The sequence below is a fragment of the Crenothrix polyspora genome, from assembly GCF_900163755.1.
GTDB lineage: Bacteria > Pseudomonadota > Gammaproteobacteria > Methylococcales > Methylomonadaceae > Crenothrix > Crenothrix polyspora.
Genome location: NZ_FUKI01000092.1, coordinates 16,883 through 37,009, shown reverse-complemented (window position 1 = coordinate 37,009; position 20,127 = coordinate 16,883). Strand labels below are relative to the sequence as shown.

15 protein-coding genes and 1 tRNA gene are annotated in these 20,127 nt (G+C 44.7%); 13 read left to right on the top strand and 3 right to left on the bottom strand.

Annotated features, from left to right (window positions below):
• Positions 1 to 23: 23 nt before the first annotated feature.
• From CRENPOLYSF2_RS05305 to pabB, 11 genes are all read left to right on the top strand, one after another.
• Positions 24 to 740, top strand: a complete 717-nt coding sequence (locus tag CRENPOLYSF2_RS05305; RefSeq protein ID WP_087142906.1) for a DUF445 domain-containing protein — start codon at positions 24 to 26, stop codon at positions 738 to 740.
• Positions 737 to 1,516: an alpha/beta fold hydrolase gene (locus tag CRENPOLYSF2_RS05300; protein WP_087142905.1), complete on the top strand. Its 780-nt coding sequence runs from the start codon at positions 737 to 739 to the stop codon at positions 1,514 to 1,516. Before CRENPOLYSF2_RS05305 ends, CRENPOLYSF2_RS05300 begins: the two co-directional genes overlap by 4 nt.
• A 300-nt stretch (positions 1,517 to 1,816) precedes the next feature.
• Positions 1,817 to 2,056: an RNA chaperone Hfq gene (gene hfq / locus CRENPOLYSF2_RS05295; protein ID WP_087142904.1), complete on the top strand. Its 240-nt coding sequence runs from the start codon at positions 1,817 to 1,819 to the stop codon at positions 2,054 to 2,056.
• Positions 2,057 to 2,122: 66 nt separating this feature from the next.
• Entirely contained in the window at positions 2,123 to 3,394 is a 1,272-nt protein-coding gene (gene hflX, locus CRENPOLYSF2_RS05290) for a ribosome rescue GTPase HflX (protein ID WP_087142903.1), read from the top strand.
• 163 nt (positions 3,395 to 3,557) lie between these two features.
• Complete coding sequence (gene hflK, locus CRENPOLYSF2_RS05285; RefSeq protein WP_087142902.1) at positions 3,558 to 4,808, top strand: FtsH protease activity modulator HflK; 1,251 nt, start codon at positions 3,558 to 3,560, stop codon at positions 4,806 to 4,808.
• Positions 4,808 to 5,668 (top strand): protease modulator HflC, encoded by an 861-nt coding sequence (gene hflC, locus CRENPOLYSF2_RS05280; protein WP_087142901.1) that lies wholly within the window; start codon positions 4,808 to 4,810, stop codon positions 5,666 to 5,668. Before hflK ends, hflC begins: the two co-directional genes overlap by 1 nt.
• Positions 5,669 to 5,722: 54 nt before the next feature.
• Positions 5,723 to 6,937: an ATP phosphoribosyltransferase regulatory subunit gene (locus tag CRENPOLYSF2_RS05275; RefSeq protein WP_473206030.1), complete on the top strand. Its 1,215-nt coding sequence runs from the start codon at positions 5,723 to 5,725 to the stop codon at positions 6,935 to 6,937.
• Positions 6,938 to 6,987: 50 nt separating this feature from the next.
• Entirely contained in the window at positions 6,988 to 8,280 is a 1,293-nt protein-coding gene (locus CRENPOLYSF2_RS05270; protein WP_087142899.1) for an adenylosuccinate synthase, read from the top strand.
• A gap of 358 nt (positions 8,281 to 8,638) precedes the next feature.
• Complete coding sequence (gene rimO / locus CRENPOLYSF2_RS05265; RefSeq protein WP_087142898.1) at positions 8,639 to 9,949, top strand: 30S ribosomal protein S12 methylthiotransferase RimO; 1,311 nt, start codon at positions 8,639 to 8,641, stop codon at positions 9,947 to 9,949.
• A gap of 321 nt (positions 9,950 to 10,270) precedes the next feature.
• A complete protein-coding gene (locus CRENPOLYSF2_RS05260; RefSeq protein WP_087142897.1) occupies positions 10,271 to 11,947 on the top strand; it encodes a CotH kinase family protein in 1,677 nt (558 codons plus the stop codon).
• Between the two features lie 725 nt (positions 11,948 to 12,672).
• Complete coding sequence (pabB, locus tag CRENPOLYSF2_RS05255) at positions 12,673 to 14,046, top strand: aminodeoxychorismate synthase component I (RefSeq protein WP_087142896.1); 1,374 nt, start codon at positions 12,673 to 12,675, stop codon at positions 14,044 to 14,046.
• 46 nt (positions 14,047 to 14,092) lie between these two features.
• Here the strand turns inward: pabB and CRENPOLYSF2_RS05250 are convergent.
• Together CRENPOLYSF2_RS05250 and rep are read right to left on the bottom strand one after the other, a co-directional pair.
• Positions 14,093 to 14,169 (bottom strand) — tRNA-Arg (locus CRENPOLYSF2_RS05250).
• A 33-nt stretch (positions 14,170 to 14,202) separates the two neighbouring features.
• Positions 14,203 to 16,206 (bottom strand): DNA helicase Rep, encoded by a 2,004-nt coding sequence (gene rep / locus CRENPOLYSF2_RS05245; protein ID WP_087142895.1) that lies wholly within the window; start codon positions 16,204 to 16,206, stop codon positions 14,203 to 14,205.
• 241 nt (positions 16,207 to 16,447) lie between these two features.
• Here rep and CRENPOLYSF2_RS05240 point away from each other — a divergent pair, with 241 nt between their 5' ends.
• Complete coding sequence (locus CRENPOLYSF2_RS05240; RefSeq protein ID WP_087142978.1) at positions 16,448 to 17,677, top strand: pyrophosphate--fructose-6-phosphate 1-phosphotransferase; 1,230 nt, start codon at positions 16,448 to 16,450, stop codon at positions 17,675 to 17,677.
• Between the two features lie 152 nt (positions 17,678 to 17,829).
• Positions 17,830 to 18,825: an L-threonylcarbamoyladenylate synthase gene (locus tag CRENPOLYSF2_RS05235; RefSeq protein ID WP_087142894.1), complete on the top strand. Its 996-nt coding sequence runs from the start codon at positions 17,830 to 17,832 to the stop codon at positions 18,823 to 18,825.
• On the opposite strand, the gene phoR is transcribed toward CRENPOLYSF2_RS05235, so the two are convergent.
• The gene (gene phoR, locus CRENPOLYSF2_RS05230; protein WP_087142893.1) at positions 18,785 to 20,119 is read right to left on the bottom strand and encodes a phosphate regulon sensor histidine kinase PhoR; all 1,335 of its coding nucleotides are present in this window, start codon (positions 20,117 to 20,119) and stop codon (positions 18,785 to 18,787) included. The genes CRENPOLYSF2_RS05235 and phoR overlap by 41 nt on opposite strands.
• Between the last annotated feature and the right edge of the window lie 8 nt (positions 20,120 to 20,127).

The following is a 20,127-nucleotide window of genomic DNA, read 5'->3' as shown; positions in this document are numbered from 1 at the left end:
TGTATTTTTTGTGTTACTCATAAATGAATAAATTTTTAAATAAAAGCTTTATCACCAATGCACTATCGGTTGTTATTATTGTTATGGGCTACGCGAGTGGCAATCAGCTCATAAGATCCATTGGCTATTTTGCGCTGTCAGGTGCAATCACCAATTGGCTGGCTATTTATATGCTGTTTGAAAAAGTGCCGTATTTATACGGTTCTGGCGTTATTCCTGAGCGTTTTGAAGAATTTAAAAGCTCGATTAAACACTTGATGATGAATCAATTTTTTACCGTGAGTAATATTGAACAATTTATTCAAGCCGAAGAAGAAAAAGGTGGTCAGTTATTAAATCTTGATCCTTTTTTAAAAGCGGTGGATTACGACCGTATTTATGAGAGCTTGGTATCGTCGATTATGGGTTCTTCATTTGGTGGTATGTTGATGATGATGGGCGGCGAAGAAGCCTTGGTGCCGTTAAAAGAGCCATTTATTGAAAAAATGCGTGTCACTTTAACAGAAATGACCCAATCAGAAGCCTTTATTACAGCACTGAAGCACGGTTTAAATGCGCAAAAAATTGGCGGTGATATCATCAGCAAAATTGAGGCGGTGATTGATAAGCGCCTGAATGAACTCACCCCGCAAATGGTCAAAGAAATGGTGGAGGCTATTATTCACCAGCATTTGGGTTGGTTGGTGGTATGGGGCGGTATTTTTGGCGGTGTTATGGGGGCGTTGTTCGCGTTTGCATGAGTAACACGGTAGATTTGGCCTTTGAAGCGTTTGGCGATACGACCGCGCCGCCGCTGTTAATTTTGCACGGTTTTTTTGCCTCGTCGCGTAATTGGCGCAGCGTGGCACAGCAACTGGCCGATAAGTTTCATGTGTATGTGCTGGATATGCGTAATCACGGTGCATCGCCGCATAACCCTGTTATGGATTATGAGGTTATGGCCAACGATGTGTTGCAGTTTATGGATGCGCGGCAAATAGTCGCAGCCGCTATACTAGGGCATAGCATGGGCGGTAAGATAGCCATGTGGTTGGCGCTAAACCATCCGCAGCGTGTTGCTAAGCTGATGGTGGTTGATATTGCACCCGTGAGTTATCAACATAATTTTGCTGCAATTATTGGCGCGTTAACGGCGTTGCCTTTGGCAGAGGTGAATAATCGCAAACAAGCGGAAGTATTGCTGGCAGAAAACATACCTGAACTGAGTTATCGGCAATTTTTGTTGCAAAATTTGGTATTGCAAGACGGGCACTATGGCTGGCGTGTTGATCTGGCTATTTTTGCGCACACCGCGCCGACTATTGTTGCTTTCCCCCATACCGAGCATGTTGTACCGTTTACAGGTAAAGCCTTGTTTATTGCCGGTGCAGACAGTGATTTTGTGCGCGAAAAAGACATTAAGCGCTTATTTCCACAGGCTAATTTAGTCTTTATTGAACACGCAGGGCATTGGCTTCATGTACAACAGCCCACTGTTTTTATAACCGTTATTACAGATTTTTTACAGCAAAGTTAAAATAATTCAGCTTGTGTGTAGATTGTAACTCTGGGTACAGGTAAGATTAAAGCCGATCGTTCAGCGGCTTTTAGGTTAGAAGGTTTGATTAGTAAAGTTCACACAATGCGCTATACGCCGTATTATTAACGTGTATCAGTATTTATCATTGAACTTTAAGCGTGCAATATTATCTGAACGATCATGTTGCACTGTCGTGTTTTCTGCCTTGGAATTGTCGTATTTAAAGGTATTTTTTGAGAAAACATTGATTTTTATGTTGTTAACTATTATTTATCCAAAAAGAATAAGGAAAATCGGATGTCAAAAGGCCAAAACTTACAGGATAACTTCCTGAACGCACTCAGAAAAGATCACACACCGGTATCAATTTTTCTTGTCAATGGCATTAAATTGCAAGGTAAAGTCGATTCGTTTGATCAGTATGTCATCATGCTGAAGAACACCGTCAGCCAAATGGTATACAAACATGCCATCTCTACCATTGTACCCAGCAAAACCGTTAAATTAACGCGTGACGACGACACCGGCGAAGAATAATCTTGTTAAATTATTTCAGAACGCAGAAAAAATACCCACTACGTTTTTGTGTTAAGTGTGTAAATCATGCTTGAAAACGAACGCAAAGAAGCCGGTGAACGCGCTGTTTTGGTACACATTACTTTTCGAGCTAATCAAGAAGAGCTGTCTGAACTGAAAGAGCTGGCTAAATCCGCCGGTACGGAGACGGTGTATGTGTTAACGGGATCCAGGCAACGGCCTGATTCTAAACATTTTATCGGTAAAGGCAAGCTAGAAGAACTCAAAGCCATTGTCGATAGCTATGAAGCCAATGTGGTGTTGTTCAATCACGCGCTGTCACCTAGCCAGGAAAGAAACCTTGAAACTTATTTGGGGGTGCGGGTTGTTGATAGAAATGGCTTAATTTTAGACATTTTTGCCCAGCGTGCGCAGTCTTTTGAAGGCAAGTTGCAAGTTGAATTGGCGCAGCTTAAACACTTATCGACCCGTTTAGTACGCGGCTGGACGCATCTGGAACGCCAAAAAGGCGGTATCGGTTTGCGCGGCCCTGGTGAAACCCAATTGGAAACTGATAGACGGCTGTTAGCCGTGCGTATCAAACAAATCCAGCAGCGTTTAGATAAGGTGGATAAGCAACGTAGCCAAGGCCGTGGTAAACGCAAAAAAGCCGAAGTGCCAACTATTTCGTTGGTGGGTTATACCAATGCCGGTAAATCGACGTTATTTAACCGATTGACCGGTGCTGATATTTACGTAGCGGATCAGTTATTTGCTACCCTTGACCCTACATTACGCAGTTGTCGCTTATCCACAAATACCGAAATTGTATTGGCTGATACGGTAGGATTTATTCGGCATTTGCCGCACGAATTGGTGGCGGCGTTTAAATCGACCTTGCAAGAGGCCAGTGGTGCGGAGTTATTGCTGCATGTGATTGATGCCCATGCCGAAGACCGTGATGAAATTATGCGTCAGGTTAATCACGTTTTAGACGATATTGACGCTAGCGATATCAGACAAATTGAAGTGTTTAATAAAATTGATTTAATGACTGATATTGTGCCGCATATTGATCGCGATGACGAAGGTAATCCAGTACGAGTATGGTTGTCGGCTGAAACAGGTGCGGGTGTCGAGCTGTTGTTGCAAGCCTTAACAGAGATTTTTGCCAATACAAAAATTAAGCGGCGGTGTTTTTTGCAGCCGGATCAAGGGGGTGTTAGAGCCAAATTATTTACTTGCGCAAAAATAATTGCCGAGCATATTAACGATTCTGGTGTCACCGAGTTGGTTATCGAAATGGACGCTAAGCATTTGGGGTTGTTAAAAGCGGTGGAAATTGAAGAAGTCACCTAGCTTTTAGGCTAATTTGCCGGTCAAATGCAAAGATTAAACATATATACGATAGAATGCTTAAGATGCCGTTACGAAATACAGTTCGCGCTTATGCACAATGAGATCAACTATCCCTTGGGATAACAAAAAATAATAACTGAGTAATCCAATATGGAGCATAAATATGTCCTGGAATGAGCCTGGCGGTGATAAGAAAGACCCGTGGAGCGGTCGAGGTGACCAGAAAGGTCCGCCTGATCTTGATGAAGCAATACGCACGTTGCAGGAAAAATTAGGCAAGATTTTTGGAGGCGGCGGTGGAGGTGGTGACGGCAATAACGGCGGCGCACCCAGCCAGTTTAACCCAGCCAATATAATAAAAAATCTCGGTTATGTGGCTGGGATAGCGATAGGCTTATGGGGTTTAACCGGTTTTTATATTGTTGATGAAGGTAATCACGGTGTGGAAACTCGCTTTGGCCGCTATATTGGCACAACGCAGTCCGGTTTAAACTGGCATATCCCTGCGCCGTTTGAACGTGTTGATATTGTTAACGTTAAAAAGAACCGCGTTATCGAAGTGGGTTTTAGCAGCCGTAGCGCAGAACAAAGCGTGGCTAATGATGCGTTAATGCTCACTAAAGATGAAAACATCGTCGATGTACGTCTGGGTGTGCAGTATCAAATTAAAGATGCTAAAGACTTTATGTTTAATATGGCCAACCCTGAAGCCACTTTGATACAAGTCACCAAAAGTGCTGAGCGTAGCGTTATCGGCAGCAGCACAATGGACTTTGTCTTAACCGAAGGCCGTAGCGAAATTGTGACTCGCATTAAAAAAGAAATTCAAAATGTGCTGGACAGCTATAAATCAGGGCTGCAAGTCACCAGTGTTAACTTACAAGATGCCCAGCCACCTGAGCAAGTGCAAAATGCCTTTGCCGATGCGATTAAAGCGCGGGAAGATCAGCAGCGCTTAATTAACGAAGCAGAAGCCTATTCCAATGCGGTCGTACCAGAAGCACGCGGCGCGGCGGCCAGAAAAGAACAGGAAGCGGAAGGCTATAAACAGCAGGTAATTGCCCAGGCCGAAGGTGAAACCAGTCGTTTTACCAAATTGCTGGGTGAATACACCAAAGCGCCGGAAGTGACCAAAAAACGCTTGTATCTGGAATCTATGGAAACCGTATTATCCAGCACCAGCAATGTGATGATTGATGTTAAAGCCGGTAATAATGTGATGTATTTGCCGTTGGATAAAATCATGCAGCAACAGCAAGCACAACAACCATCGATCTCCTCTAATCCTGTAGTCAGTTCTGATTCGAACAGTAACTTGCGTACTTCCCATTCGCAAGCGGCGGTAGAAGAGGCGGCCGCAGCGGAAAGAGCGGTTTCGTCACGCGGTAGAGAAAATGATGCGAGGGGACGTTAATGACTCAAAATAAAATAGCCGCAGGCGTAGTTGGCGTATTACTATTTGTCGGCTTGTCGTGCGTATTTACGGTAGCAGAAACCGAAAAAGCCATTAAATTTCGCTTGGGTGAAATTGTAAAAAGTGATTACGACCGTGGTCTGCATTTTAAATGGCCGGTGATCAATCAGGTAAAAACTTTTGATTCGCGTATACAAACGATGGTGTCCAAGCCGGAACGTTTTTTAACGGCAGAAAAGAAAAACGTTATCGTAGATTCGTTTGTTAAATGGCGTATTGGCGATGTGAAAACCTATTACACCGTTGTCGCCGGCGATGTTGACCAAGCTAATTTACGCCTGGATCAAATCATTAAAGATGCGTTTCGTGGCGAGTTCAGCAAGCGCAGCATTAAACAACTGGTGTCTACCGATCGGCAGATCATCCGTGAATTGCTGATTAAAAACTCCAAAATGGTAGCGGCCGATTTGGGTGTCGATATTGTTGACGTACAAGTCATGCGTATTGATTTACCGGACGAAGTCAGCACCTCGGTGTATCGGCGTATGGAAGCGGAACGTGAGCGGGTTGCGCGTGAGTTCCGTTCGCAAGGTGCGGAAGCGGCGGAAAGAATTCGTGCTAATGCCGACAGACAGCGCGTAGTTACCTTGGCTAATGCCTTTAAAAATGCCGAAACCCTGCGCGGTGAAGGCGATGCGAAGTCCGCTGAAATTTATGCACAGGCGTACGGCGCTAATCCTGAGTTCTTCAGTTTTTACCGCAGTTTAAATGCCTATAAGAAAACTTTCGCCAATTCCGGCGTTATGGTGCTGGATTCTAATTCGGAATTCTTTAAGTATTTTAAAAATCAGCAAAATTAAAGTAAACTGTCCCTCTTTTAGTGAAACATAAAAACGCTCCGCTCGCGGGGCGTTTTGTTTGAGTGGACATACAAAACTATGCAACGAAAAGATTCTTGGCTTTTACCGGAAGGCATTGAAGAGGTTTTACCGGACGAAGCCAGACATCTGGAAAATCATCGGGCTAAATTACTGGCTTTGTTTGCCTGCTGGGGCTACGAACTGGTTGATCCGCCGCTGATCGATTTTTTAGATTCCTTATTGACAGGCTCAGGTCATGACCTGGCACTGCAAACCTTTAAACTCACCGATCAATTAAGTGGCGAAATGCTGGGTGTACGTGCGGATATGACCCCGCAAGTGGCCAAAATTGATGCGCATAATCTTAAGCAGGAATGGCCGACGCGTTTGTGTTATGTCGGCACTATTTTGCATACCCGTGGTGATCCCTTGGAAAAAACCCGCAGCCCCATGCAAATAGGCGCGGAGCTGTATGGCCATGCCGGTAAAGAAAGCGACGAAGAAGTGATTTGCCTGATGCTGGACATGTTGGCGATGACCGGTTTGCTGGATGTGCATCTTGATTTAGGCCATGTGGGTATTTATCGCGCGCTCTCCAAACAAGCGGGCTTAAGCAGCGATCAGGAAAGCGAATTGTTTGATGTATTACAGCGCAAAGCCAAGCCAGAATTGCAGGAGTTAATGGCAGGTTATGCTATCGACCCTGATTGCAAGCAAATGCTGATGAAGCTGGTGGAACTGAATGGTGGTAAAGACACGCTCAGTAAAGCAAAGCTGATACTGGCCAACGCGGATGAATCGGTTAAACAGGCCTTGGCAGACTTAGACAGTATTGCCAACACGTTAGCGCAACGTTTGCCGAACTTACCGATCAGTTTTGATTTGGCAGAATTGCGTGGTTATCATTATCACACCGGTATTGTGTTTGCAGCATTTGTACCGACGGTGGGCAGAGAGATTGCCCGTGGTGGTCGCTATGATAATATTGGCGCCATTTTTGGCCGCTCGCGTCCTGCCACCGGTTTCAGTGCCGATTTGAAATTATTGTCTGCGCTCAGCAAACAGCAGTATTACATTCCACGCCGAGACATGATTTTTGCACCGTACCTGTCGGATACAGCGTTAAGCGAAAAAATCCGCGAATTACGTGCGCAACACAAAACAGTGGTACAGCAATTGCCAGGCCAAGTCGGTAGTGCCCAACAACTGGGCTGTACGGCGATTTTAGAACAGGTTAATGAACAGTGGGTTGTAAAACCCGTCGCTTAAGATACTGCACTGCGTTGCACTCCCCGTGCAATCGCCAATTAGGAAGAATTATGGGAAAAAATGTGGTAGTAATCGGCACTCAATGGGGTGACGAAGGTAAAGGTAAGTTGGTTGATTTATTAACCGAGCAAGCGGCAGCTGTGGTGCGTTTCCAAGGCGGCCATAATGCAGGGCATACCTTGGTTATCAAGGGTATAAAAACCGTTTTGCATCTGATTCCGTCTGGCATCTTGCGCGATAATGTTAAGTGCATGATCGGCAATGGCGTGGTGTTGTCGCCAGCGGCATTAATGGAAGAAATTGGCATTTTGGAGCAAGCCGGTATTTCGGTTAAAGATCGCTTATTAATCAGTGAAGCCTGTACTTTGATCTTGCCGGTGCATGTGGCGATTGATCAGGCGCGGGAAAAAGCCCGTGGCAATAAAGCCATTGGTACCACAGGACGTGGTATTGGTCCGGCTTATGAAGACAAAGCCGGTCGTCGTGGTTTGCGGGCGGGTGATTTACTGAATGCCGACAGCTTTGCCGAAAAACTCAAAGAACTGGTTGATTACCATAACTTCATGTTGGTTAATTATTACCATACCGATCCAGTGGATTATGACCAGACTTTACAAGACGTTTTGCAATTGGCCGAGCATATTAAACCCATGCTTACCGATGTCAGCGAAGTGTTATACCGTCACCAAAGTAACGGCGATAACTTATTGTTTGAAGGCGCACAAGGCGCGTTGCTGGATATTGACCACGGCACGTTCCCTTATGTCACCTCATCCAGCACTACGGCAGGTGGCGCGGCCACAGGCAGTGGTATCGGGCCGTTGGATCTGGATTATGTGCTAGGGATTACCAAGGCGTATTCCACACGGGTGGGCAATGGTCCGTTTCCCTCAGAATTGCACGATGCCAATGGTGAACATTTAGGTATAGTGGGGCATGAATTTGGTGCAACCACAGGGCGCAAGCGCCGTTGCGGCTGGTTTGATGCGGTTGCGATGCGTAAATCTGCTAAGTTAAATAGCTTAAGCGGTATTTGTCTGACCAAGCTTGATGTGTTGGACGGTCTGGAAAAAATCGGTATTTGTACAGCATATAACATCAATGGCGTGATGACTGAGACCGCGCCGCTGGGTGCAGACAGTTACGCACAGTGCCAGGCGATTACTGAAGAAATGCCGGGCTGGACGGAAAAAACCGCTGGTGTCACACAGTTTGATGATTTGCCAGCCAATGCTAAAGCTTATATTAAACGCCTTGAAGAATTGGTTGGGGTTAAGATTACTATCTTGTCTACAGGGCCTGACAGGGATGAGACGATAGTGCTGGAAAATCCGTTTGCCTAGGTATTAATGGTGTAATACGTCAAAATAATCACTTTCATTAGCATTGGGTAATTGCCAACCTTGTACAGCGTTTTCAACTTAGGACAATTACAGCCATCGTTCGTGCTGAGCTTGTCGAAGCATGAACGGCACACTTCGACAAGCTCAGTGCGAACGGTTACGCTGTAATTATTGAACTGTGAAAACGCTGTCTTTATTATCGTATTATTGTGGGTACAAAAATATGTGCCCACACTACCCTTTGTGAATCAAAATATTTAACTTAACGGTGGTGAACCTTTAGGTTGAGAACCAAAGCTTCTTATTCCACGACATCAAGCACATGTTTGAGGTCGAGAACAGCACATACGAGAATTAAATGACCGCACCAAACGTAGGATTTATTAGCTTGGGTTGCCCCAAGGCGTTAGTAGACAGCGAAAGAATTTTAACTAAATTACGCTCTGAGGGTTATAACATATCACCTACGTATAAAGATGCGGATTTAGTTATAGTTAACACCTGTGGCTTTATTGATGCAGCGGTGGAAGAATCGCTGGACAGCATTGGTGAAGCTTTGGCAGAAAACGGTCGGGTAATTGTCACCGGCTGCTTGGGTGCGCGTGAGGCGGAGATTCGTGCTCGTCATCCGCGAGTACTAAAAGTTACTGGCGCTCACGCGATTGATGAAGTGGTGAATTCGGTGCATGAGCATTTGCCGCCGCCGCATAACCCGTTTATCAGTTTGTTGCCACCACAGGGTATAAAGTTAACCCCCGCGCATTATGCGTATTTAAAAATTTCCGAAGGCTGTAATCACCGCTGCACATTTTGCATTATTCCGTCTATGCGTGGCGATTTGGTCAGTAGGCCGGTGGATGATGTGTTGTTGGAAGCCGAACGTTTAGCCAATGCCGGTGTTAAAGAGTTACTGATTGTATCGCAGGATACCAGTGCTTATGGTCTGGATTTAAAGTACCAGGAGCGTGATTGGTATGGCCGTCGCGTTAAAACCCGTTTTTATGATCTGGCCAATGCATTGGGAGACTTGGACGTGTGGGTGCGTATGCACTATGTATACCCGTATCCGCATGTGGATGATGTGATTCCGTTAATGGCGGAAGGTAAAATTCTGCCGTATCTGGATATTCCGTTCCAACACGCCAGCCCGCGCATTTTAAAGCTAATGAAACGGCCAGCGGCCAGCCAAAATAATCTGGAGCGCATTAAGGCATGGCGTAGCATTTGCCCTGATATTACCTTGCGCAGCACGTTTATTGTCGGCTTTCCTGGCGAAACCGAACAGGAGTTTGAAGAGCTGTTGGAGTTTATGACCGAAGCGCAACTGGATAGGGTTGGCTGTTTTGCTTATTCACCGGTAAAAGGTGCGGCGGCTAATAATTTGCCCGATAGCATCCCTGAAGAGGTGAAAGAGGAACGTTTGGCGCGGTTTATGGCACATCAGGCGGAAATCAGTGCAGAGCGTTTGCAGCGCAGAGTCGGCAGAATTGAAACTGTATTAGTCGATGAAGTCGTGGAAGAAGGTGCCGTGGCCAGAAGTATGGCCGATGCACCGGAAATTGATGGCTTGGTGTTTATTGATGGCGCGACCCATCTTAAAGTGGGCGAGTTTGTCGATGTGCAGTTAGAAGAAGCCGATGAACATGACATGTGGGGATTTTTGGTATAGCTTTGTGAGATAAGGCTATTAGCTTAATACAAAACAAAAATTTATTTATATGCTGTATATATTTATCAAGTAAAATCAAGCTTCGTTGTGAATATTTTTTGTTCATAAAGCAATAGAAATTTAAGTAGCTGCTCAATCGATAGAAAAGTAGGACAGCAAGGGATAGCGTAATTTAAATGGTTTTACAGTGGTTCTATTTGTGTAATTTAAAAGTGCCAGTTAAATCCCATATTCCTTGCGTTTTATTTTATAGCAGAGATTGTATTTGCTAAAATAACGTTTTGGTTCATAAGTTTGTAAGTTTTCCAAAAAGGTTTTTTTATGCGACATAAATTAAAATTGTGTTTAATGCTGGCTGTAACGGCTAAAGCATTGTTGCTTACGGGGGTTGCATATGCTGCCTCACTCGTCCCCTTTAATCTGCAAATGAATGATGTCGGTGTTGGTATTGATGGTCGTAATACCACAAAGCCTCGTCTATTTGTTTCCTTAGATAAAGGTTTTTCTAAGGCCAAGCCTTTTGATCCGGTACTGAAATACAACCGGATTGGTGGCTATGTTTTTGAATGTGGTGGTGTCAAAGTAAAAAGTGGTGAAATCTGTCATTTTAAGCCGTTAAAATACGGCGATTCGTCTCAAGTCATTAGTTTGTATAAAGGTGCTGTACTCGACAGTACGTATACGGTAGTTTTTACCAATCTCCCCGTTATAGAACTCAGGACTGCCAAAGCCATTGTTGATAACCCTAAGGTGCAGGGTACACTGCGTTTAATGAGTGCCGAGTTTAAGCAAGATACCGGCTTATTACCGATGGGTATTGAAACCGCCGGACAAACATCACAAAATTACAAAGAAAAACCTTACGGTGTGCAATTAGGCACATCCACTGCTGGATGGAATGTTGCAAAAAATTACCCATTGCTTGATATGCCGTCAAGAGATGATTGGCGTTTAGATCCTGCTTACCGTGACACCACCAAAGCACGTAATAGAGTCGTTGCAGATCTGTATCGTACGATTGCCAATCAGGATAAAAACCGTCCAAAAGCGGCGGCATCAATTAAAGGTCAGTCAATTGAACTTATTTTAAATGGTGTTTATCAGGGTATTTATGTTTTAGAAGAGAAAGTTGATCGTGCTTTACTGGATCTTAAAAAAGTTAACGTGTTGAAAGCCGCCAATGGTCAACCTGATTGGGCGGCGGTAGATTTTTCTAAGCCTGAAAATTTCAGCGTACTGTATAAAGCAGATTACGAGGATTGGAATACGCCGGATGGCTCACTTCCCGTCGATGCAGGTACTGATTTTGTTGGGCCAACTTCAACCTTATTCGCTGCATATACGCCTGGTGAAATTGAACGTAATTTTTCTGTTGTGTACCCTAAGACCACAGGAACACCTCAGTATGCGCCATTGATAGATCTTATCGATTTTGTGGTAAATTCTGATGATGTTAGCTTTACTCAAGAAATTGGCACGCGTATTGATTTAAAAAGTTTAGCGAATTGGTGGCTGCTGGTTCAGTTGTCGCAAGGCAACGATAATATAGGTAAAAACTTTTTTATTGCCAGAAATGCAGGGCCAACACCCGTTGATCGTAAGTTTTTTGTTGTACCTTGGGATGGGGATGCAACATTTGGTATGCTTTGGAACGGTAAACCGGAAGCGCCTTCATCTTATTTTGATGTCTCGTCTAATAATTTGATACGCCGTCTGCTTGAAAATCCAGGAACAGGCTTTAGTGCATTATTAAAGTCTCAGTGGAATGGCTTTCGTCAAGGTGTTGATGCGCCTTTTACAGAAGCCAAAATTTTGGCGCGTTTTGCTAGTTACGAGAGCCAACTAACCTTAGGCGGGGCTAAGTTAAGAGATGCTGAAAAATGGCCAAAACCCGATACGGCGGGTGTAGGTAATCCAAAAATTGCTACTGCCCGCTATATTGGTAATTTTCTTAAGCTGCGCTTGCCCGCTATGGACAGTTATATAAGTAAGTTATAAGTACAGCGTTTTCACAGTTCAATAGTTACAGCGTAATCGTTCGTGCTTCGACAAGCTCAGCACGAACGGTGGCTGTAACTGTCCTAAGTTGAAAACGCTGTAACTGCTGAGACGTTATTGGCTATTGAATAAAAGTTAGGTTGGGTTGAGTGTTTTTCTCAACCCAGCAACACCTAAGGAACGTGCATGAAATAACTTGAACAACTTAAACGCCACCACCGTTCGTGCTGAGCCTGTCGAAGCATGAACTTGCTCAAGTTATTTCGTGCGCGTTCCTAAATATTGTAATGTGTCAGTAAGAGATGGCGGTGTAAAAACATAGAAAATCAAGGTGCAGGGTTTATGTTGTGGTTACAAATCTGTTACCGAAAGTCTTTTTTGCAAAATTAAACTGTTCGCTATTGTTGCATAAAAATAAAGGTAGCCTATTTTCTGCTCTTTTTCTTCTCTCAGCCCTTCCTACTAAAAACAGTAAGCGCAAGCTGCTTAAGTGCGATTTTTGTAACAACCCTGTAAACTATGCAGTATTTACAGCGTTTTTATTCTCGATTGATAACAGGTGAAGTGTAGGTTGGGTTAGGCATTAGCTGTAGCCCAATATAATGGTTTGAGAAAATAGTGGGTTACGTTATTACTAACCCAGTTTACACCGATACATCGCAATTCATCCTGATTAAAAATATTGTATGTGATCATGACGTATACTCTAACCAATTATCTACTTAATGACCCCAGCCAAACAAGTGATTGCCGCTTTACCTTATTTTGCAGACAGCGCCGAACTGTTTTCTACTATTGCTCAGCAACCGTGGTCTATTTTTTTAGACAGTGGTTATCCTCACAGTCAACAAGGGCATTATGACATTCTGGTAACTGACCCCATCTGCACCCTGGTAACCCACGGCGATATCACTGAAATCACCCAGCAAGATAGCAGCATACATTCCAACGCCAATCCTTTTGATCTAGTAAAACAGTATTTATTGCCGCTCTGCCCAGAACAGGCTCTGAATCTGCCATTTAATGGCGGTGCTATTGGCTATTTTTCTTACGACTTGGCACGCAGATTGGAGAAATTGCCCACACTTGCTGAAGATGCTGAACATATTGCCGAAATGGCTGTCGGTATTTATGCCTGGGCAGTGATTGTGGATCATCACCAGCAACACAGTTATTTAGTGGGGCACGGGATTGATAGTCTGCGCTGGCAGCAACTTATTGACCAATTCAGCCAGCTGCCCACGCAAGCACAGCAAGATGACTTCAGCGTGATCAGCGACATTACCACAAACATGGACAAAGCGTCTTACAGTGCTGCCTATCATCGGGTCAAGGCCTATCTTAAAGAAGGTGATTGTTACCAAGTCAATTTATCGCAGCGTTTTGTTGCACAGTGTCAAGGCAATTTGTGGACAGCCTATAAACGTTTACGATCGCTTAATTCAGCGCCTTTCAGTTGCTATCTTAACTTGCCTGAAGTACACATTTTAAGCTCTTCGCCGGAGTGTTTTTTAAAAGTCAGCCACGGTGTGGTAGAAACCAAGCCCATTAAAGGCACGCGGCCACGCAAACCAGGCGTAATAGCTGATGACGCACAAATCACTCATTTAAGTAACAGTGCCAAAGATAAAGCCGAAAATGTGATGATCGTTGATTTGTTACGCAATGACATCAGTAAATCGTGTAAGAAAGGTTCGGTAAAAGTACCGACCTTATTCGCGGTAGAAAGCTATACCACGGTGCATCATTTGGTCAGTACCATCACTGGGGTATTAGCCGATGGACAGCACGCATTGGATTTACTCAAAAGCTGCTTTCCGGGTGGTTCTATTACCGGTGCGCCTAAAATTCGTGCAATGGAAGTGATTGAAGAACTAGAGCCAAATCGACGCGGTGTGTATTGTGGCGCTATTGGTTACATCGGCTTTAATGGCAATATGGACAGCAATATTGCTATTAGAACTTTGGTACACTCAAACGGCAGTATTCGATTTTGGGCGGGTGGTGGTATCGTTAATGATTCTGTACTGGAAGAAGAGTATCAGGAGTGCTTTGATAAAGCCGCTGCGATGTTGAGTTTATTGCGCCAGTCGATGTAATCAAACGAATTATCGCTGAATATGTTAGCAAAAAACAAAGCTAAAATGGCGCGCCCGAGCGGATTCGAACCTCTGACCTCAGCCTCCGGAGGGCTGCGCTCTATCCAGCTGAGCTACGGGCGCGTAACGGGCTATTTTAACTGATTACACTTGTAATTACGATAACATTGTTTTTAAATTAGCCAGATTAGCGCGGCCGCGTTCTTTTATCACTTCCGGTGATAGCTGTTTTTTGTTAACCCATTCCAGATCATCTACCGGTAATTCTGTTAAAAACCGGCTGGGTTCGCACTCGCTTATCTCGCCGTAACGCTTACGGTGTGTGCAATAGCTGAAGGTTAGCGTACGTTGGGCACGGGTAATGCCTACATAAGCCAAGCGCCGCTCTTCTTCAATATTATCGGTTTCTATACTGTTTTGGTGCGGTAAAATATTTTCTTCCATACCAATTAAAAATACATGGGGAAACTCCAAGCCTTTAGCCGCGTGCAGCGTCATCAAACTTACTTGCTCTAGCACCTCTTCTTCTTGATTACGCTCTAAAATATCCATCAGCATCATTTTAGACACCAGTTCGGCCAGGGATTTTTCATTGTCGGTATCTTTGTCGGCAATGCGTTTAAGCCAATCTACCAACTCGGTGACATTTTTCATTTTACGCTCAGCAGATTCCTTGGTTTTGCTATTTTCGCGCAGCCATTGCGGGTAATCAATCTGTCGGATCATTTCATCAATTACGCTAAAGGTATCGCCCCGCTCTATGCGTTCTGCGGTATCGCTCACCCAATGGGTAAATTTTCCTAGCCGCTGTATGGATTTTTCCGATAATTTTTGTGTTAAGCCAAGCTCGGTGCTGGCGGTAAATAAACTCACTTGCCGCTGATTGGCATACGCACCCAGTTTTTCCAACGTAGTTGGGCCAATCTCACGTCGTGGCGTGTTAATAATGCGCAAGAACGCAGCATCGTCATTGGGATTAACACACAAGCGCAGATAACCGAGAACGTCCTTGATTTCTGCATAGGCAAAAAACGAGGTGCTGCCGCTGATAAAATAGGGCACGTTATTTTCTCTAAGACCTTTTTCAAATAGCCGCGATTGGTGATTGCCACGGTATAAAATCGCATAGTCTTTGTAACTGCCGCCGCTCTTAAATTTATGGTGAATAATTTCCGAAATCACTTGCTGCGCTTCGGTCACCTCGTCTTTGTGGCTTAACACTCTGAGTGCCTCGCCGTAGCCTAATTCACTCCACAAGCGTTTTTCAATAGTGTGTGGGTTGTTGGCTATCAGATGATTGGCGACTTTTAAAATACGTCCGGTGGAGCGGTAATTTTGCTCCAGTTTAATCACTTCTAAACGTGAATAATCCTGCTGTAACTGGGTAAGGTTTTGTGGTGATGCACCACGCCACGCATAAATTGATTGATCGTCATCACCCACCACAGTAAACCGTCCTAAACTACCGGCCAGTAATTTCACCAATTGGTATTGGGTAACGTTGGTATCTTGGTATTCATCTACCAATAAATAACGGATTTTATTTTGCCATTTTTCCAGCACGGCGGGGTGTTGCTGAAACAATAAAACCGGTAACAAAATAAGATCATCAAAATCAACCGCATTATAGGCTTTTAAGCTGCGGGTATAGTCTACATACAGTTGTGCAGCGGGGAGTTGGTCGCCTCTTGCAAGGCTTAAAGATTGTTCCGGCGTAATAAAAGCATTTTTCCATTGACCAATTTGCCCAGCGTAGCTGTCAACATTGTCAATATCGCAGTTTTTAGCACCGTGAGTAATTAAATTACGTAACAGAGTGTGCTTGTCCTGCTCATCAAATAAGGTTAAGCCCGATTTGTAGCCCAGTGTTTTACTTTCTGCCCGTAATATATCCAAACCTAAAGAATGGAACGTCGATACCCGTAAGCCACGGCTGTTAGTGCTATCGAGCAATTTGGCAACACGGTGTTTCATTTCTCGTGCGGCTTTGTTGGTAAAAGTTACTGCGGCGATATGCCGTGCAGCGATGCCTTGTTTAACCAAATAAGCAATTTTTTCGGTAATAACACGGGTTTTACCGCTGCCAGCGCCCGCTAATACCAATAAAGGATGGTCAATGGCTTTAACCGCCGCGTTTTGTTGTGGATTGAGCTTGGACATATCCTCGTGTAAATATCTCTGCTGATGGTGCGAGGTTCATTATACCTACAACATACCAGCAATGGCTGTGCGCTATATAATAATCACTACGCTAAAGCCACAAACAAAAGCAATTAGTCACCAATGTGATAAAATTTTCGGCTGTTGGATACCGCGACTAAAAAGCGCGGGACTATCCCTTTTTGCACGGTGGCCGTTGTACATGGCTATTGCTTATTTAACCCTATCGCCTGAGTTTTTCATGAACAAACCTAAAAAAGTCGCTATTTTAACTGCCGGTGGCCTTGCGCCGTGTCTTAACTCTGCCATTGGCAGCCTGATTGAACGTTACACCGAAATTGATCCCAGTATCGAAATCATCTGTTACCGCAGTGGTTACAAGGGTTTGCTGCTAGGTGATTTTTACACAGTAACACCAGCCATCCGTGAAAAAGCCGGTCTTTTGCACCGTTTTGGCGGTTCAGTGATTGGTAACAGCCGCGTTAAATTAACTAACGTCAAAGACTGCATCAAGCGTGGCTTGGTACAAGAAGGTCAAGATCCACAAAAAGTCGCTGCTGACCAATTGGTTAAAGATGGGGTGGATATTCTGCACACCATCGGCGGTGACGATACCAATACCGCAGCAGCGGATTTGGCAGCTTTCCTGGCTTCTAACAATTATGGCCTGACCGTTATCGGCTTACCAAAAACCGTTGATAACGACGTGTTCCCAATCAAGCAATCTCTGGGCGCGTGGACGGCGGCCGAGCAAGGTGCAAACTATTTTTGGAACGTGGTCGCAGAAAACAATTCTAATCCCCGCATGTTGATCGTTCATGAAGTGATGGGACGTAGCTGCGGCTGGCTGACGGCGGCAACCGCTGTGGAATACCGCAAATTGCTTGATCGTGCCGAATGGCTGCCTGAGTTGGGCTTAAGCCGTGACAGTTACGAAGTACACGGTGTTTTTATCCCTGAAATGGCGATTGATTTGGCTGCGGAAGCGGCACGTCTGCGTAAAGTAATGGATGAAGTGGATTGCGTTAACATTTTTGTCTCGGAAGGTGCGGGCGTAGAAGCGATTGTTGCAGAGATGCAAGCCAAAGGCCAAGAGGTGCCGCGTGATGCGTTTGGTCACGTTAAACTGGATGCGGTTAACCCTGGCAAATGGTTTGGCGAGCAATTTGCCCAAATGATCGGCGCAGAAAAAACCCTGGTACAAAAATCCGGTTATTTTGCTCGTGCGTCTGCGGCTAATGTCGAAGATATTCGTTTGATTAAATCGTGTGCGGATTTGGCAGTGGAGTGTGCGTTTAAACGCGAATCCGGTGTTATTGGCCACGATGACGACCAAGGCTTTATCTTGCGTGCAATTGAGTTCCCACGTATTAAAGGCGGCAAGCCGTTTAATATTAATACACCGTGGTTTGATAAAACCTTGGCTGAAATTGGCCAAACCAAAGGTTCTAAGGTAGAAACTAGCCACTAAATTTTGATCCTACCTTAGGGAAAGCAAGGCGGAATTGCGAAAGCAATCCGCCTTTTAACTTGCCATATGTGGTGTATTGCCTAGTGGCGAATACACCCTACCGTTCTCAATTTAGCCATAAGAATGACAATACCTCAAGAACATTTTCTATCATGAGATTGTGTACAGCGAACGAATCAGTTATCAAACAAGCCGTTAACCTACTGCATCAAGGCTGCTTAGTCGCTTTCCCCACCGAAACTGTTTACGGCCTGGGCGCAGATGCCAGTAACCCAGAAGCCGTAGCACGTATTTTTGCAGCCAAAGGCAGGCCAGCCAATCACCCACTCATCGTGCATATTGCTGACAGTGCGTGTTTATCCGACTGGGCAGAAAATATACCGGATAACGCATTCAAGTTAGCTGAACACTTCTGGCCAGGGCCTCTCGCTATTATTTTAAATAAAAAAGACTGTGTGCCGATGTCGGTAACCGGCGGTCAAAACACCGTAGGGCTGCGTGTGCCTAATCATCCGGTGGCATTACAATTATTACGCGAGTTTGGTGGCGGTATTGCAGCACCGTCTGCCAATCGTTTTTGCCGCATCAGCCCCACGCAAGCAGCGCATGTTGCAGAAGAACTGGGCGATGCCGTGGATTTAATTTTGGATGGCGGGGCTTGTGAAGTCGGTGTGGAATCCACCATTATTGATTTAAGCGGCAACACACCGCGTTTACTTCGGTATGGCTATATTACCGTCGAACAAATTCAAGCTGTCTTGCAAACTGAACTGATTGTGCCAGGCAATGCAAAACAGATCCCATCAGATGAAATACGCGCACCGGGTATGATGGCCGTACACTATGCCCCGCTTACCACCGCGCTACTTTGCCCCAGTGATCACTTGCAGAATCTGATTAACACACTGACATCGGAAAATAAAAAAATCGCGGTTATGAGCTACCAAACAAGCATTACAGAAACCAGCCAAATATATGTAATAAAAATGCCTGCAACAGCAGAAACTTACGCACAGTATTTATACGCAGCACTGCGTGAGCTGGATCATCAGCAACATGATGTGATTGTCGTGGAACAGCCACCCACTGGGGCACAGTGGTCGGCGATTAATGATCGTTTAGAAAAAGCGACGCTGTCGGCTCGGTAAGTACGGTATTGGTTTTTGGTGTGCAAACTTGGCTAATCGGGAAATAACAACTGAAACAACTGCCTTTGCCCACATCACTGGTAATTACCAAACGTGCATCATGGCGCATTAAGGCATGTTTAACTATCGCCAAGCCCAAGCCAATACCTTGCACTTTTTTACTGCGTTTAATTTCAACACGGTAAAATCGCTCTGACACACGCGGAATATCGGCGGCGGCGATGCCCTCACCATTATCTTCCACCGACATAATCACCGCTTCGGCATTTTGATACCAACGCACTTTAACCGGCGCATCATCGGGTGAGTATTTTAGTGCATTGCTCAGTAAATTACTAAAAGCGCTGCGTAACGCTAGCTCTTCACCAACAATATGCACCTGCGCACCCAGGATAAGTTCTATTCGTTCAGGGTTATTTAATATCACGCTGTGTTCTTTGCAGATTTGCGTTAACAAAGCGGGTACATTAATGCATTGAGTTTTGCGCTGCTGGGTCTCAAGTCGCGTTAATAACAGCAAATCATCCACCAAATTCTGCATCCTTTCAGTTTGTGCCTGCATTTGCTGTACCGAATTGGTTAATAGCGACGATTCGCCATCATCCATATCTTGCAGGGTTTCCAAATAACCTTTCAATACTGTCAGTGGCGTACGTAGCTCATGCGACACATTGGCGACAAAATCTTTGCGCATGCGCTCCATTTTTTTCAGTTGTGTTACATCTTGCGCTAGCAGTAAACGCAATCCCGCACCGTAACTGACCACACGCACCGCCAAAGTAATCTGACTATTAATTGGCGAAGGCATTATCACGGCTTCGTCATAATTACCGGATTTGAGGTAACGGATAAACTCAGGAAACCGGATCAGGTTAGGAATACGTTGACCCTTATCAGACTGTTGCAAGCCTAATACGCTACGTGCGGTTTTATTGGCCCATTCAATTTCATCATTAACCCCTAGAACCACGGCGGCATCGGGCAAGGCTTCGGTAGATTGGCGAAATTGTTCAATCACCTTGCTGAGTTTTTTCTTACGGCGTTTCTCGTTCTTTTTTATGCGGTAAACGTGATAATAAATTTCTTCCCACACGCCGGTGGTTTTTGGATATTGGCTTCTGCCACCGGTACTGATCCATCTTTCAAAACGGTTGATTTGAAAGATTTGGTAAATCAATAATATTAATGTTAACAGCAACAACAAAGGCAAGAACCAGCCGGTCAGCCCGCCTAAAACAGTGACCAACAAAAACAGTAAAACAACGGAAGTAAATTCCTTTTGCCAAATACCCATGAGATTTA

Excerpts from the sequence above, each read along its gene's own strand:
- CRENPOLYSF2_RS05240 (WP_087142978.1), top strand. The coding sequence starts at position 16,448 with ATGAACAAACCTAAAAAAGTCGCTATTTTAACTGCCGGTGGCCTTGCG.
- hflK (WP_087142902.1), top strand. The coding sequence starts at position 3,558 with ATGTCCTGGAATGAGCCTGGCGGTGATAAGAAAGACCCGTGGAGCGGT.
- CRENPOLYSF2_RS05260 (WP_087142897.1), top strand. The coding sequence starts at position 10,271 with ATGCGACATAAATTAAAATTGTGTTTAATGCTGGCTGTAACGGCTAAA.
- CRENPOLYSF2_RS05305 (WP_087142906.1), top strand. The coding sequence starts at position 24 with ATGAATAAATTTTTAAATAAAAGCTTTATCACCAATGCACTATCGGTT.
- phoR (WP_087142893.1), bottom strand. The coding sequence starts at position 20,119 with ATGGGTATTTGGCAAAAGGAATTTACTTCCGTTGTTTTACTGTTTTTG.
- CRENPOLYSF2_RS05235 (WP_087142894.1), top strand. The coding sequence starts at position 17,830 with ATGAGATTGTGTACAGCGAACGAATCAGTTATCAAACAAGCCGTTAAC.
- rimO (WP_087142898.1), top strand. The coding sequence starts at position 8,639 with ATGACCGCACCAAACGTAGGATTTATTAGCTTGGGTTGCCCCAAGGCG.
- pabB (WP_087142896.1), top strand. The coding sequence starts at position 12,673 with ATGACCCCAGCCAAACAAGTGATTGCCGCTTTACCTTATTTTGCAGAC.
- hflX (WP_087142903.1), top strand. The coding sequence starts at position 2,123 with ATGCTTGAAAACGAACGCAAAGAAGCCGGTGAACGCGCTGTTTTGGTA.
- hfq (WP_087142904.1), top strand. The coding sequence starts at position 1,817 with ATGTCAAAAGGCCAAAACTTACAGGATAACTTCCTGAACGCACTCAGA.
- CRENPOLYSF2_RS05300 (WP_087142905.1), top strand. The coding sequence starts at position 737 with ATGAGTAACACGGTAGATTTGGCCTTTGAAGCGTTTGGCGATACGACC.
- CRENPOLYSF2_RS05270 (WP_087142899.1), top strand. The coding sequence starts at position 6,988 with ATGGGAAAAAATGTGGTAGTAATCGGCACTCAATGGGGTGACGAAGGT.
- rep (WP_087142895.1), bottom strand. The coding sequence starts at position 16,206 with ATGTCCAAGCTCAATCCACAACAAAACGCGGCGGTTAAAGCCATTGAC.
- hflC (WP_087142901.1), top strand. The coding sequence starts at position 4,808 with ATGACTCAAAATAAAATAGCCGCAGGCGTAGTTGGCGTATTACTATTT.